This window comes from Thalassotalea psychrophila (assembly GCF_031583595.1).
Classification (GTDB): domain Bacteria; phylum Pseudomonadota; class Gammaproteobacteria; order Enterobacterales; family Alteromonadaceae; genus Thalassotalea_A; species Thalassotalea_A psychrophila.
The window spans coordinates 1,036,829-1,052,211 of the sequence record NZ_CP134145.1 but is presented as its reverse complement, the minus strand read 5'-3'; the positions used below and the strand labels follow the sequence as shown (position 1 = coordinate 1,052,211).

The window sequence follows — 15,383 nt, the reverse complement described above, 5'->3', positions numbered from 1 at the left end:
CTATTCATTCTTTATGTAGACCAGTTAAATCTTATTTTATTCAATATTATTACGACTATTTGTTGTTCAGTTCAACTTGTTCTTCAATGGCATCCATCAATTTACCACTAATATTAATTGGATAAGCCGCTTCAATTTCACGAATACAGGTTGGGCTGGTAACATTAATTTCGGTCACTTTATTACCAATCACGTCAAGGCCAACAAAGTATAAACCACGCTTTTTCAGCTCTGGTGCGATGGTTTCAGCAATTAGTAAATCACTTGCCGATAACGGCCTTGCTTCACCACGGCCTCCGGCGGCTAAATTACCACGTGTTTCCCCTTGCGCAGGAATACGTGCTAAGCAATACGGCATTGGCTCACCATTAACAATTAAGATACGCTTATCGCCATCTAAAATTTCTGGCATATATTCTTGTACCATGGCATACATACTGCCATGGTTGGTTAATGTTTCAATTATAACGCCAACATTGGCTTCATTTGGGCTCATTCTAAATATGGATGAACCACCCATGCCATCAAGTGGTTTGATGATCACATCACTGTGCTCTTGATGAAATTCACGAATTTTTGCAGATGATCGTGTAACCAGAGTTCTTGGCGTTAAATCAGCAAACCAGGCGGTAAATAGTTTTTCGTTACAATCACGTAAGCTTTGCGGCTTATTAACCATTAATGTGCCTTGCTCTTCTGCACGTTCAAGCATATAAGTTGCGTAAATGTATTCGGTATCAAATGGTGGATCTTTACGCATTAACACTGCATCTAAACTAGCAACCTCAATATCTTGCGCAGGTTCTAGTTCATACCATTTTTCTGCATCATCAAATACAGTGACTTTGGCAGCATTGGCACGACAAACTCCTTGGTCTAAATACAAGTCTTGCATTTCCATATAGTAAATTTCATAACCACGCTTTTGCGCTTCAAGCATCATTGCCATGCTGGAATCTTTTGCTACCTTAACGGTAGAAATTGGATCCATTACTATGCCAAGTTTAATTGTCATTTTTGTGTTCCTAACCTTGTTTATTTGATTCGGTAAACTGCAATTTGAATTAACTCAAATCGCCAAATTTACATTGTAAAGCTGTAATTGCTGTAAGAGCTGCCGTTTCAGTTCGTAGCACTCTTGGCCCTAACAGAACTTCAGTATAGTTGGCATTACTGGCTTGTTCGATTTCTTCATCGGTTAATCCGCCTTCTGGGCCTATTAATAACCGTACTCGACTTGCGCTCATTGGCAAAGCCATGATTGAATGCTCTGCTCTTGGGTGCAAGTTGATTTTTAACGCTTGCGTTGCTTGGCCTAACCATTCACTTAGTGATACTGGCGCAAGTACTTGTGGCACTACTGCCCTACCACTTTGCTCACAGGCGCTAATGACTATTTTTTGCCACTGTTGACGTTTTTTCTCTAACCGTTCTGCGTTTAGTTTTACCCCACAACGCTCTGTAAATAGAGGCGTAATAGTATTAACGCCAAGCTCAACGGATTTTTGTAAGGTAAAGTCCATTCGATCGCCGCGAGATATGCCTTGCCCTAAATGAATGTTCAGTGGTGATTCATTTTTACGGGCAACTTTACCAATAATATTAGCATTGCCCTGTTTTTTACTTACTTCACTAAGCTCAGCTTGATAGTCATGGCCATCGCCATTAAAAAAAGTCACTTCATCGCCAGCTTTTAACCTGAGCACACGCACAACATGGCCAAAGGCATCATCTGATAACGCAATGGTGCTACCGACCGTAAATTCTATTGGTTGAAAAATTCTAGGGTTACTCATAAAAGTGAAAAATTACTCGTATAAATCATTACTTTAAAGATAAGGGCTAAGATGGGAATAAACAATAGCAGGGGAAAATTAAATAATGCCGCATAAGACTTAAAAATGGCTACGCCATAACGCGCGAATAAATTCACGCCAACCAATAAAATTAAATAAAGTATAGTAAGTTTGAGCCTTGACTCCTTAGTCCTTAGTCCTTAGTCCTTAGTCCTTAGTCCTTTAAACAATTATGCCAGGACAAGCCTGGCAAAAATATTAAAACAGTTGGTTAAGTTTACTTATAACCCAACAGCAGCCTTAAGAGTTTCGGCTTTGTCAGTTTTTTCCCAGCTAAATGCGGTAAAGGTATCGTCACCTACCGTCATTTCAAACGGGTCACGACCAAAGTGACCATAAGCAGCAGTTTGTTGATACATTGGGTGCAATAAGTCTAACATCTTACTTATGCCGTACGGACGTAAGTCGAAGTTTTCACGGATTAACTTAATCAGTGTTTCATTGTCTACTTTGCTAGTACCAAATGTTTCTACAGAAATTGACGTTGGCTCGGCAACTCCAATAGCATAAGACACTTGCAGTTCACAGCGATCAGCAAGGCCAGCTGCAACAATGTTTTTAGCTACATAACGAGCTGCGTATGCTGCACTGCGGTCAACTTTTGATGGATCTTTACCAGAAAAAGCACCACCACCGTGACGAGCCATGCCACCGTAGGTATCAACAATAATTTTACGACCAGTTAAACCACAATCACCTACCGGACCACCAATAACAAAACGACCGGTTGGATTAATGAAATACTTAGTGTCCTTAGTCAGTAATTCTTCTGGCAAGGTGTGCTTGATAATGTTTTCCATTACTGCTGCATGTAAATCATCTTGTGAAATATCAGGGTTATGCTGGGTAGACAGTACCACGGCATCAATAGCTACCGGCTTGTCATCTTCATAAATAAAAGTAACTTGTGACTTAGCATCAGGACGTAACCAAGGTAGTACCCCAGATTTACGCATTTCAGCTTGACGTTCAACTAAGCGGTGCGAGTAATATAACGGTGCAGGCATTAATGATGGAGTTTCATTAGTTGCATAACCAAACATTAAACCTTGGTCGCCAGCACCTTGTTCTTCAGGTTTGCTACGATCTACACCTTGAGCTATTTCTGGCGATTGCTGACCAATTAAATTCATGATGCCACATGTTGCGCCATCAAAACCGACATCAGAAGAAGTGTAACCAATATCAGAAATTACTTTACGGGTAATGGTTTCAAGATCAACCCAAGCTGAGGTCGTTACTTCACCAGATATTATAGCAACACCGGTTTTAACCATAGTTTCACAAGCAACACGGGCATGCTTGTCTTTAGCAATAATGGCATCAAGCACCGCATCAGAAATTTGATCGGCAATTTTATCTGGATGGCCTTCAGATACAGACTCTGAAGTGAAGTAATGTTTAGTCATAATGTCTCTTAATCTTTAAATAACACGTAAATAGATTATGCTAAAAATTCAATTAGCGAAAAGTGAAATGGATCAAATAAAATCTATTTATTTACAATGAAGCGAATTCTACATTGCTTTTAAAAATAAATCTACCTTTTTACGTCTAGATGGCTAAACGAGATAAAGTAAAACAAGAATCGAGCGATGAAAGACTAGAAACGAAGAGCGAAAAAAGCGAACCACTAGCAAATGAGCGGCCCGCAAGTAAAACTAAAAACGATTAATTAGATATCAAATTTGATCCCTTGTGCTAACGGCAATTCAGTAGAATAGTTAATGGTATTGGTTTGGCGGCGCATGTACGCCTTCCATGCATCTGAGCCAGACTCACGGCCACCACCAGTTTCTTTTTCACCGCCAAAAGCACCGCCAATTTCAGCGCCAGAGGTGCCAATATTTACATTGGCAATACCACAATCTGAGCCCCAATGAGAAAGGAAGTTTTCCGCTTCTCGTAAATTGTTGGTAAATATTGCTGACGACAACCCTTGCACCACATCATTTTGAATGGCTAGAGCATCATCTAAATCACCAGAGTATTTAATTAAATATACAATTGGCGCAAATGTTTCTTCCTGCACCATTTGAAAACTGTTATCGGCTTCAACAATCGCAGGATTAACATAACAACCTGATTCATAACCAGGGCCTGATAGCACTTCACCACCACAAAGTAAGTTACCACCTTCGGCTTGTACTTTTTCGATGGCTTGGCTAAACATGTTTACGGCTTGAGTATCAATTAATGGGCCGACATGATTATTTTCATCCAATGGAGAGCCAATGCGCAAGCCTTTATAGGCGTTTACTAAAATGCCTTTAACTTGATCGTATAACGATTCATGAATAATCACCCGGCGAGTCGTAGTACAACGTTGACCGGCAGTTCCAACAGCGCCAAATACAATACCTGGAATAGCAATATTCAAATCGGCATCTTGGCTAACAATAATGGCATTATTACCGCCAAGTTCTAAAATTGATTTACCAAAACGAGAAGCAACAACAGTACCGGCATGACGACCTACACGAGTAGAGCCGGTTACTGACAATAGCGGTAATCTTTTGTCATTTAGCATACCTTCGCCAATCACGTTACCTTGACCAATGACCAGAGAAAACACACCTTCTGGTACGTCATTTTCGGCTAATACGTCTTTGATAATATTTTGACAAGCAATGGCTGTTAATGGTGTTTTTTCAGATGGCTTCCAAATAGTCACGTTTCCGCAAATTGCGGCGATCATCGCATTCCATGACCATACAGCGACAGGAAAATTAAACGCTGAAATAACGCCAACAATGCCTAATGGATGATATTGATCGTACATACGATGCAACGGCCGTTCAGAATGTAAAGTTGAACCATTTAGTTGGCGAGATAAACCAACAGCAAAATCACAAATATCGATCATTTCCTGTACTTCGCCTAAACCTTCTTGCAAAGACTTACCCATTTCGTAAGCGACTAACTCACCCAATGGTTGTTTGAAATCACGTAATTTATTACCAATTTGGCGGACAACTTCACCACGCAACGGCGCAGGCACTTTACGCCAAATTTTAAATGCAGACTCTGCAGTTTCAACTACCTGTTGATAATCTTGTGTTGAACATTGATAAACACTGGCAATTGCCTTGCCATCTACTGGCGATGAAATATCAAATTGACCTTGGTCTTGTGTCGTTAACCATTGTAGGCCTGTAGCTGCACCAAAATTATTTGCTTTAATGCCTAATGTATTTAAAAAATCCATGAAAATTCCTAAGGGTAAAATTTATAAAAGTTCTGTTAAACCGGCTTTTAAAACGCGAACAAACTTATCGGCATCAGCACAGCTAAAGGCTAATGGCGGTTTAATTTTTAAGATGTTGTAAAATGGGCCTTCAGTACTTAACAAAATATGGTTTTGCTTAAAGTACTCAACTAACCATGAGGTTTTATCGGTGGCTGGTTGTTTGCTGTCTCGGTTCTCAACCAGTTCAACCCCAATAAATAAGCCAAGACCACGCACATCACCTATTAATTGAAATTCTTGCTGCAATTGCTTTAATTGCTGTTGAAAATAATTACCTGTCTCTAATGCATGTTGCTGTAATTTTTCATCTTTAATTACATCAAGCACGGCCATACCAATAGCGCAAGAAACTGGGTTACCACCAAAGGTATTGAAATATTCCATACCAGTTACAAAGGCATCGGCAATAGCTTGGGTGGTGATCACTGCAGCCATAGGATGACCGTTACCAATAGGTTTACCTAAGGTGACAATATCTGGTGTTACGTTTTGCGTTTCAAATGCCCACATATGAGTACCAACGCGGCCAAAACCAACTTGTACTTCGTCAGCTATACAAACGCCACCTGCGGCTCTTACTTGTGCGTAAACCTCAGTTAAATAGCCCTGTGGCATAATAATTTGCCCGGCCACACCTTGTAATGATTCGCAAATATAAGCGCTAGGATGTTTGCCTTGTGCGGCTAATTTAGCAATTTCAGTTTTTACGCTGTCGGCATAAGCTAAAGCCGACTCACTAGTATCGCCAAGGTACGCACCACGGTAAGGATCTGGCAAACTTACTTTATGAACATAAGGTTGTGCACCTTCACCGCCCGGACCATCAAATTTATAAGGGCTGGCTTCAATACAGGCGTTGGTATTACCATGATAAGCACCATCAACAACTAACAACTCTTTTGATTTTGTGTAACAACGTGCCAAGCGAAATGCTAGTTCGTTAGCCTCGCTGCCAGAGTTAACAAACATGCACACTGATAATTCATCAGGCATGGTGGCCAATAATTTATCGGCATAGTTCACCAGGTTGTCGTGTAAATAGCGGGTGTTGGTATTTAATTTGGCTAATTGCGCTTGGCCTGCTGCAACAACTTTTGGGTGACAATGACCAACATGACAAACATTGTTTACCATATCTAAATACGGCGTACCTTGCTCGTCATATAAATAAGCGCCTTGGCCGCGAACAATTTTTAATGGTTGTTGATAACTTAAACTCAGGGTTTTACCTAAATGCTTTTGTCTAAAGCTGGTGATATCGGCTTTGCTTTTTCCATTATCAACCGGCAATTCACAAGCCTGTTTTAATTGGCAATAAACCGAAAATGGGTTTAGGTTACGTAATTGCTTGAGTAAAGCCCAAGCGGGTTTTACCGAGACCAAAAGATAATCGTTTTCTGGCTGTTGCTGATAGTCAAGTGTTGAATTACACACAGTAGTACAGAGTCTTAATGCGACTAAAGAAAACAATACCTCTAGTTCTACATCGTTAAGGTTTCTAACCTGGTGATAACCAGCCACGATGGTTTTTAATGCCGTTAATGGCTGTTGTTGTCCCATTAACGCATAGGCACTGGCAATAGCTAATTCATTAACCACATGGCTGTGCACCAAGTCACCAAAATCAATCAAACCGGCAATACTTTTTGGCTGGTTTACATCATCAACTAACACGTTGTAGTCGTTGGCATCATTATGAATAACGCCCTGTGGCAATTGTGATAACACCGGCAAGGTTTGCGTTTGATACAGATTAAGAAAATAATCAACCAATTCACGTTGTTCTGCTGCTAAGCAATACTTTTTCGTCTGACAAATGCCTAAGCCTTGGGCTAAATCCCAGTCAAGATAGCGATACGCACCTTGATGATTAAAATCAGCCAATGCATTATCTACTTTACCAACAAACTGCCCCAGACTCGCCCATAATTCGGTGCCATGAGTAGTACTGTTGGCATCTACATAAAATACACCCGGTAAATACGTTAATACGCGCAGAAAGAACCTGTCTTGATTGGCATTTTCAATCTCAGTGATCAGCTGCTCAGCATTATTCGCAATAGCATGCGGTACTGCAATTGCTTGCTCGGTTAAATGCGCCATTGCTGCATTTTGCATGTCGAGCTCTAATTTAGACTCGCCGCTATTGGCAATTTTAACTATATATTGCTCGCCAGAATCTGTGGTTAAGGTGAGATTTTGATCACAGTAACCAGGTAACGATTTCAACGTGCCAGTTAACTGATAATGTTGTTGTAAAAACTTTGCAACATCGCTTTCAGTAAATTGAGTGGTAACGGCATTTGTCATAATTATTTCTCTTTAAAACGACGAGCCAGCTCAGCTAAGTCAGCGGCTTTTTCGTGCAGTGGAATTAAAGTAAAACCATATTGGTAATTTTGTGCAGGGATAGTGTATTGTGGGTGCACTAAACGGCCCCAAGAAGTATCGCCGCCAACGCCCATTTGTTTATGGTCAATATTTACAGTTACTAAATCAGCCATAGGTATTTCTGCACCATGTTTACTAGTAACCGGAACTAAACCTGAAGCAGACTCTTCGCCATCTTTACCAACAATAAAGTCGATATCACTTTGACGGTATGGCCATGCGCTGGCACTAATTAATTTGTCGGCGACAGCTAACAAACCATTACCTTGTGCATTTTTCAATGCTAACCAACGTACGTCAGTTTTATTAGCATTTTCTTGTGGGCGCACATAGTGATGAATTTGTTCTTTAACTAAGGCTTTATATACTGATATTTTAGCCGAGTCTTGACGATCGGCGTAGCTTTCATGTGGACCGCGACCAAACCAAGACATACGTTGATAATCGCCAGGCATAGTTAACTGCATCCCCATACGAGGTAAGTTTGCTAATGTTTGTCCTGATTCGATATTAAGCTGGCTTTGCACATGCACTTGGCCATTATTAGCTATTGTGTAGTGCACTTGATAATCGCCTTTAAATACATTACTGCTATATACGGCGCTTACTTTTACGCCGCGTTCAGCCGGCGTTGACTGTAATGACGTTAAGGTTAGATTAGCTGCTGCAGTTTGCCAAATTGACGCCCAGTTTTGCATACCATTGCCTAAGTCATTATCTGTTGGTGCGCGCCAAAAATTAGCCATTAACGGTGCAGTTAACAGTTGTTGACCTTGGTATTGATACTGACTTAACCAGCCGGTTTTACTATCAAAGCTGACATTTACATTTGAGTTGCTTAAGTTAAGTTGCTTAGCATCGCTGTGCTTAACTAATTCGGCACTATTGCTGCTTTGCACTGTTTCGTTAGTTTGTGCAATTGGCAGTTTAAATTGTGCAAAAGCAAGTTCATGGCCGGCAGCAAGTAATGGCTGCGGCTCTCTTATGATTGCGCTTAGGGTAATAAAGTACTCCTCTGCGCTGGTTTCTGGCAACTTAGGTAAGCTGACATTAAAGGGGGCCGTCTCGCCAGGCAAAACGTTTGCTAAGGATTGAGTACCTTGGGCAACAGATTTACCATCGGCTTCAATAATCCAATGTAAATCGAATTGTTGAAGATTTATAAAATCGAAACGGTTTTCGACGTTGAATTTACCAGCGAGCAAATCTTTATCAAAAAAACGGATAGCCTGATAGACTTTTTTTACTTCAAATGCGTGTGGGTGTGGCTCTCGGTTGGCATTCATTAAACCATTGTTTAAGAAGTTACCATCACTAGGTAAATCAGGATGAAAGTCTTTACCATAGGCCCAATACTTCACCCCATCTTCATTAGTGTATTCAAGCGACTGATCAACCCAGTCCCAAATAAAACCACCTTGTAATACATCGTACTTCTCAATTACTTGCCAGTAATCTTTTAAATTACCTACTGAATTACCCATAGCATGGGCATATTCGATCATAATACCTGGGCGAGTAGGCTTTGATTCTGCGTATTCAACCAAGCGTTCAATTGATGGATACATAGGCGCAAAAATATCGGTGTAATGCTCTTCACCTGCCGGCTCGTATTGTACCGGGCGAGTGCCGTCGTTATCTTTTAACCATTTATAGGTGGCTTCAAATACTTTACCTTCGCCTGCTTCGTTACCTAATGACCAAATAATAATTGAAGGGTGGTTTTTATCACGAGCAAACATTCGTTGAGTACGGTCAAGATGTGCCGGTAACCAACTCATTTCATTACCGAGTTGAGTTTTTTCATCAATGGCTAACGGATGAGATTCAATATTTGCTTCATCAATTACGTACATGCCGTATTTATCGGTTAGGTCATACCAATATGGATTATTTGGATAATGGCTAGAGCGCACGGCATTAATATTAAATTGCTTCATTAATTTAATGTCTTTTTCCATCGACTCTTTAGTCACCACATGACCGTGTAGCGGGTCAGTTTCATGACGATCGACACCGCGAATAGTGATTACTTTACCATTTACGGTAAGTTGACTATTCACTATTTCAATATGACGAAAGCCAATTTCATCACGAATAGTTTCTAAGTGCTTGCCTTGCTTATCTTTAAGGGTAATAAGTAAGGTATAAAGATTTGGCGTTTCTGCTGTCCATAATTTAGGATTGGCTAGTTTGCCATACAATGAAACTTTGTCAGTAGCAGCTGCTTGTTGATCAAGCTTGCTAGTACCTGACATAACTATATTCATATCATTACTAGGGTCCAGTAGTTGATACTCTACTGTTTGCTCAGCCGCTACATGTTGCAAGTGATTCTTTAGGGTAACGTCAAGGGCAAAGTCAACTTGGCTAAAGTCTTTATTCAATGTTGGCTTGGCATGAAAGTCAAAGATTTGCTGTTTGTCGGTTGCGTATAAATAAACATCGCGTTCAATACCTGAAATACGCAACATATCTTGGCTTTCTAAATAACTGGCATCAGACCAACGACGAATTTGCAATGCTAATAGATTATTGTCATTCGTTAAGTATGGGGTTAAATCAAATTCAGCCGGCGTTTTTGAGCCTTGACTAAAACCGACTTTTTCACCGTTTAGCCACACATCCAATGAAGATTTTGCTGCACCAATATGAAGAAACACTTGCTTATTTTGCCAAGCTTTTGGCAATTCAAATGGTTTACGATACGAGCCTATTGGGTTGTAGTCTGTTGGCGCATCTGGCCAAGTGGTGGTAAACGGGAAACGTTCATCTAAATATATAGGGTAACCATAACCTTCAGTTTCCCAGTTACCAGGAACAGGAATTTGCCCCCAAGTCGAATCATCAAAACTTAATTGCTCAAAACCCTGTGGTTTATTTTTAGGTGATTTTTGCCAATCGAACTGCCACAAGCCATTAAGCAAGATAAAATTACTGCTTTGCTCTTTGTCAGAATTTAATGCTGCACTGACTGATTGAAACGGAAACAAGGTTGCATGGCCATCAATTTTATTAATGGCGAAAACTGTATGGTCTTCGTACGGTTGACGTTCTTCAGCACAGGCAGATAAAGAACAAAACATTGCTAACAAAGCAAGTTTAGACGTTAGTAATTTCATTTTACAATCACACTCAACTCAAAATATATTATTTATAATACAATTAAAAATAATTTTATCAAGAGTAAATTACAAATAAATTTTTTGCCAGTAATTATGGGGATTACAAGCAATTGTTACATTCAGGTAAATTGTTTTTAAAATAAGCTAGTTAATTAACTGTTTCTCATTTATCATACAAATAACACTTCAAGGATTAGTTACTTATTATGGTTTCAGCGCATCGCAATTTAACTCAGCAATTAGTACACGAGTTAGGCAAAGACATACTGCAAGGAAAGTTCAGTATTGGTAGTAAACTACCTTCTGAAGCAGAGTTATGTTTGCAATACAATATAAGTCGCACTGCAACCCGTGAAGCAGTTAAAATGCTTACCGCGAAAGGATTGATCAGTTCACGCCCAAGACAAGGCATTAAAGTATTAGATTCTAAACATTGGAATTTGTTTGATGTTGAAGTGCTAAATTGGATTTTGATTGGCAAGCCTGATTTATATATGCTGCGTCATTTTCTTCAACTTAGGTTATCTATAGAACCTGAGGCTGCCTATTTGGCTGCGCAATACGCTTCAGAGAGTGATATTAAAGTTATAGAAGATGCTTTATTGCGGATGAAAAATGCCGAAGATGGTTACGATGACACTCTTGAGGCTGATATAGAATTTCATGCAAGTATTTTATCGGCGAGTAACAATCCATTTTTCATTCAGTTAAAAACGTTTACTGAAACCGCATTGAAAGTTAACTTACGTTTTACTAATCGCTTTAAAGCGATAACCATTGACGAGTATAAAGCGCATTTTGATATTTTTGATAATATTGCTAAAAGAAACCCGCAAGCCGCACATGATGCTTCACTAGAAACGCAAAAAATCACCTTAGGTTTAGTTGATGATGCCATTGCTGAAATGGAACAAAAATAGCGGGTTATACCAAGTCCATTAATTATCTGCTCATTTTTACTGATTAAAATCTAACATGATGCTGATTGATTGAGCAATATTTTCAATTTGATCTACATCTACCGGGGCGATAAAAATAGTATCATCGCCTGCCAAAGTGCCTAACACCCCAACAGACTCCCCTTGCAAATCTAACATTCTGGCAATAAGTGGCGCTCCGCCTATGCCGGTTTTTATAATTATTTGCATATTATTATGCTTGATACTTAACACCACAGTATGAATAGCTTGCTTGGTTCGCGGTGCTGATAATTCATCTTGCAGTAAGTAAACTATATCATTTCTGACATTACGTTTTTTAACTGCGCCAAGCTTAGTCAAGGTACGTGAAATTTTCGCCTGAGTAATATTTTCAAAACCGTATTTTACCAGCGCAGTTGCTAGTTCGCCTTGCGAGCCATAACACTGCTCTTTCAGCAACTTTTTAAATGCGATAAGGAAACTTTGTTCTTTGCTATTTCTGCTGCTGGTCATGATCTCAATTCGATTTTAAATTAATTAGTTTATAACCTGTTTTCGTTGATCTGCTAATCCCATCGCTAAGATAAAAGGATTGGATTTTTGCAGACTTATAAAATCACTTTTACAGGTTAACTCTAGCCATTGCTGCTTAATCAAGCTTTGTGCAACAGCCCCACCTAACGTTGAACCAGGTCCTAAGATAATTAATTTATCCGGAGCAAATTCTTTAACGGCAACTTCAATGGCTTTACTAAAATTATAAGGCGCAACGACTTGTGTGTCTAACGTATAATCATAAAGCTTGTCAGTATCAGTGCTATAAGGCTGCCAAATTTGTCCTAAGCCATCGATAAGTGCAATGTCAGGCTTAGAAATTAAACTATTCGCAAGTAATGATTTTGCTTTGGTAGATGTACCTTTTAACAGTGGTGTATGAAATGCCGCGTGGTTAAATAGATTCATTGGATATCGTTCTTGCACAACAGGTAATTTGGCTTCTAAAGCCGCTAAGCCTGATTTATTACCGCCAAAAACTAGATAACCACCAAGGTGAATAGAGATATGAACTTCATTATTAGCACTTTGATTAACTTCTTCTAACCAATGATTAATTTGCTTAACTACAGCGCGGTCTTCTTGCCAATCTTCATCACTAATAGGGTAAATTAACTGACCTCCAATCACCCCATCGGTCATCATTGAGCCCATGGTATTAATCAATTCAATCGCGGCCTCAGGTTTTAATGCACCAGCAACCGCCAAAGCAATATACCAGCCCATAGAGTTTCCGGTAACCGCAACAATATCGTATTCGTCTTGATTAATGCTTTGATAATCTGCCATCGCACAGGCATAGATAAGCGCCGAGGCATTCTCGCCAGCAGTATGTTTGCGCATACTGTATTTTGTCATTGCATCTAGGTCGCTAATACGGTCTTGCCCAAGTTGTTGTCGATAGTCATCAATCACTTTAATGAGTTCGGGTTTATCTGCATGTAAACGCTTTAAATAGCCAAGCTCTTCTTTATTGTATGTACCACGACCAGGGCAAATTACTACGGCAGTTTTTTTCTGTTTGTTACTGTTAATTGTGCTCATAGATACGCTTTCGCCTTGTTATTATTCATTATTGACGTTGCCGCAGCAACAATATCATCAGTGGCGGGGAGTACATGATAAGCTGCCGTTCCTAATGGAATGAAGCAATCATTGGCAGTTATTCGCTGCAACTCATTGGTAGCTTTCGGCACTGCTTGCTGCTCATGAATTAAGGTTACTAGCGCTTCACTGATAGAGCCGGTTTTGCGGCACTCATCAACAATAAGTACATGTTTACATTGTTTCACCTGTTCGATAATGCCTTGCTCATCAAGTGGTGCTAACCAACGTAAATCGATAACCCGACAACGAATACCTTGTTCAGCTAATATTTGTTCAGCTTGGCGTGACAGGAAATAACCATTACCGTAGGATAAAATACAGATATCGTCGCCTTCACCATAAACGCTGATTTGCTGATTAACTTCAGTGCTCGCACGTTCAGGCAGTACATAGTTAGAGGTCCATAAACCATCGCCTTCTGCGTGTAAATCTTTGGTCATATACAACGCTATCGGTTCAAGAAAAACCACTATTCGTTGTTGCTCTTGCGCAAGTTTTACGCAGCTGCGCATCATTTCAATGGCGTCATTACCATTTGATGGACAAGCAATTATTAATCCGGGAATATCGCGAAATACAGCGAAGGAGTTATCATTATGAAAATGACCACCAAAACCTTTTTGATAGGCAAGCCCGGCAATACGGATCACCATTGGGTTAGTAAATTGGCCATTTGAGAAAAACGGCAAGGTGGCAGCCTCACCTCGAATTTGATCTTCGGCATTGTGCACATAAGCGAGAAATTGAATTTCAGCTATCGGTAATAATCCATTATGAGCAAAGCCTATGGCGCCACCTAAAATTGACTGCTCATCGAGTAAGGTATTAATCACTCGGTTATGACCAAAGCGGTCAAATAACTTGCTGGTAACGTTATAAACCCCACCTTTTTTACCTATGTCTTCACCACACATGACAATGTTTTCATGCTCAGCCATTAAGTCCATCAAGGTCCAGTTCAATAACTTGGCCAAATGCTGCTTTTTATTGAGGTTATGCTTTTCATGAGCAAATAGTTGCTGGCGTTGTTCGGCGCTGACAACTTTTTGGTGAATATTTTCACGTTTAGGCGGAACAATACTTGCCTCAACTTGTTCGGCACTTTCTAGCTTTGATTTACTGGCTGCATGCTCGGCAATATTGGCGATTCGTTTGGCACTATCTTGATAAATTTTTACAATTTGTTCAGCTGATAATATATTGTTCTCAACTAAAATACGGGCACTATGTAATAAAGGATCTTGATGTTCATTCGCCTCGATCTCCGCAATACTGCGATAAACAAATTCAGCATCAGAGCCTGCATGACCAAGTAAACGTACTGTTCTAACGTGTAAAAATACTGGTTTGCGTAATTCTCTGGCAATTCGTTCCGCTTGTTTAGCTTTATGGTAGGTATCAACAATATCTAAACCATCGCAGTAAATGTAATGTAATCCTGCTCGATCTTTATAATTCGCCGCGATCCAGCCATCTGGCGTGGAGGTTGAAATACCAATACCATTGTCTTCGCAAACAAACACAATTGGCATAGGTATAGATTGGTAAGCCGCCCAAGCAGTACAATTAAATGCACCTTGTGCCGTTGAGTGATTACTTGATGCATCGCCAAAATTACAAATTACTACGCTGTCATTAGGTAAGTCGCCAGCAAAGTTTAGACGCTTAGCCAAAGGGATACTAAAAGCTGTACCCATGGCTTTGGGTAAATGCGAGGCAATAGTACTGGTTTGTGGAGGAATAGATAATGCTTTACTGCCTAGTACTTTATGACGTCCACCTGATATAGGATCATCTTTAGAGGCAGCAAACGAAAGCAACATATCGTAAAGCGCGGTTTGCCCAGGTATCTGTTTCGCCCGCTGAATGACAAACGCACCACTGCGATAATGCAAGAATGCCATATCGCTCGGGCGAAAAGCTTTCGCATAAGCAGCATTACCTTCATGGCCTGCACTACCAATAGTATAAAAGCTTTGTCCTTGTTTTTGCATTACCCGAGATTGCAGGTCTAAATGACGGCTCAGCACTTGGCTTTCAAAAATATCGATAACATCACTAGCACTTAAGCCTACTTCACTAGGTGTGAGCTTATTATCTGTCTTGGGAAAATTTTCAGTTTCAACAAAGTTGACAAAATTTTCATTCACTAATTTATTGCGATCTACCATTTTTATTC

10 protein-coding genes are annotated in these 15,383 nt (G+C 40.0%); 1 reads left to right on the top strand and 9 read right to left on the bottom strand.

What is annotated here, in order from left to right:
- Window positions 1-55 precede the first annotated feature (55 nt).
- The 6 genes from gshB to RGQ13_RS04390 all read right to left on the bottom strand — a co-directional run bounded on the left by gshB (window position 56) and on the right by RGQ13_RS04390 (window position 10,619).
- Window positions 56-1,015, bottom strand: coding sequence for a glutathione synthase (gshB, locus tag RGQ13_RS04415; protein ID WP_348392350.1), 960 nt, complete (start codon window positions 1,013-1,015; stop codon window positions 56-58).
- 49 nt (window positions 1,016-1,064) lie between these two features.
- On the bottom strand, window positions 1,065-1,796 hold the full coding sequence (gene rsmE / locus RGQ13_RS04410; RefSeq protein ID WP_348392349.1) for a 16S rRNA (uracil(1498)-N(3))-methyltransferase: 732 nt from the start codon (window positions 1,794-1,796) through the stop codon (window positions 1,065-1,067).
- Window positions 1,797-2,077: 281 nt separating this feature from the next.
- Entirely contained in the window at window positions 2,078-3,265 is a 1,188-nt protein-coding gene (metK, locus tag RGQ13_RS04405; protein WP_348392348.1) for a methionine adenosyltransferase, read from the bottom strand.
- A 266-nt stretch (window positions 3,266-3,531) separates the two neighbouring features.
- Complete coding sequence (amaB, locus tag RGQ13_RS04400; RefSeq protein ID WP_348392347.1) at window positions 3,532-5,064, bottom strand: L-piperidine-6-carboxylate dehydrogenase; 1,533 nt, start codon at window positions 5,062-5,064, stop codon at window positions 3,532-3,534.
- A gap of 21 nt (window positions 5,065-5,085) precedes the next feature.
- Window positions 5,086-7,416, bottom strand: coding sequence for an aminotransferase class III-fold pyridoxal phosphate-dependent enzyme (locus RGQ13_RS04395; protein ID WP_348392346.1), 2,331 nt, complete (start codon window positions 7,414-7,416; stop codon window positions 5,086-5,088).
- A gap of 2 nt (window positions 7,417-7,418) precedes the next feature.
- Window positions 7,419-10,619 carry a glycoside hydrolase family 2 TIM barrel-domain containing protein gene (locus RGQ13_RS04390; protein ID WP_348392345.1) on the bottom strand — a complete coding sequence of 1,067 codons (3,201 nt, stop codon included), beginning with the start codon at window positions 10,617-10,619 and terminating at the stop codon, window positions 7,419-7,421.
- Window positions 10,620-10,828: 209 nt separating this feature from the next.
- On the opposite strand from RGQ13_RS04390, the gene RGQ13_RS04385 reads away from it, so the two are divergent.
- Window positions 10,829-11,542 carry a FadR/GntR family transcriptional regulator gene (locus tag RGQ13_RS04385; protein ID WP_348392344.1) on the top strand — a complete coding sequence of 238 codons (714 nt, stop codon included), beginning with the start codon at window positions 10,829-10,831 and terminating at the stop codon, window positions 11,540-11,542.
- A gap of 36 nt (window positions 11,543-11,578) precedes the next feature.
- Here RGQ13_RS04385 and RGQ13_RS04380 read toward each other — a convergent pair whose 3' ends face one another.
- Genes RGQ13_RS04380 through RGQ13_RS04370 form a run of 3 tightly spaced genes read right to left on the bottom strand, consistent with a single transcriptional unit; the run spans window position 11,579 to window position 15,375 of the window.
- Window positions 11,579-12,055: an arginine repressor gene (locus RGQ13_RS04380; protein WP_348392343.1), complete on the bottom strand. Its 477-nt coding sequence runs from the start codon at window positions 12,053-12,055 to the stop codon at window positions 11,579-11,581.
- 24 nt (window positions 12,056-12,079) lie between these two features.
- Complete coding sequence (locus RGQ13_RS04375; RefSeq protein WP_348392342.1) at window positions 12,080-13,141, bottom strand: ACP S-malonyltransferase; 1,062 nt, start codon at window positions 13,139-13,141, stop codon at window positions 12,080-12,082.
- Window positions 13,138-15,375: a dehydrogenase E1 component subunit alpha/beta gene (locus tag RGQ13_RS04370; RefSeq protein WP_348392341.1), complete on the bottom strand. Its 2,238-nt coding sequence runs from the start codon at window positions 15,373-15,375 to the stop codon at window positions 13,138-13,140. The genes RGQ13_RS04375 and RGQ13_RS04370 overlap by 4 nt, the downstream gene beginning before the upstream one ends.
- Window positions 15,376-15,383: the final 8 nt, after the last annotated feature.

Coding starts and splice junctions, on each gene's coding strand:
- RGQ13_RS04395 (WP_348392346.1), bottom strand. CDS start 7,416: ATGACAAATGCCGTTACCACTCAATTTACTGAAAGCGATGTTGCAAAG.
- RGQ13_RS04375 (WP_348392342.1), bottom strand. CDS start 13,141: ATGAGCACAATTAACAGTAACAAACAGAAAAAAACTGCCGTAGTAATT.
- RGQ13_RS04385 (WP_348392344.1), top strand. CDS start 10,829: ATGGTTTCAGCGCATCGCAATTTAACTCAGCAATTAGTACACGAGTTA.
- rsmE (WP_348392349.1), bottom strand. CDS start 1,796: ATGAGTAACCCTAGAATTTTTCAACCAATAGAATTTACGGTCGGTAGC.
- RGQ13_RS04380 (WP_348392343.1), bottom strand. CDS start 12,055: ATGACCAGCAGCAGAAATAGCAAAGAACAAAGTTTCCTTATCGCATTT.
- RGQ13_RS04370 (WP_348392341.1), bottom strand. CDS start 15,375: ATGGTAGATCGCAATAAATTAGTGAATGAAAATTTTGTCAACTTTGTT.
- gshB (WP_348392350.1), bottom strand. CDS start 1,015: ATGACAATTAAACTTGGCATAGTAATGGATCCAATTTCTACCGTTAAG.
- metK (WP_348392348.1), bottom strand. CDS start 3,265: ATGACTAAACATTACTTCACTTCAGAGTCTGTATCTGAAGGCCATCCA.
- amaB (WP_348392347.1), bottom strand. CDS start 5,064: ATGGATTTTTTAAATACATTAGGCATTAAAGCAAATAATTTTGGTGCA.
- RGQ13_RS04390 (WP_348392345.1), bottom strand. CDS start 10,619: ATGAAATTACTAACGTCTAAACTTGCTTTGTTAGCAATGTTTTGTTCT.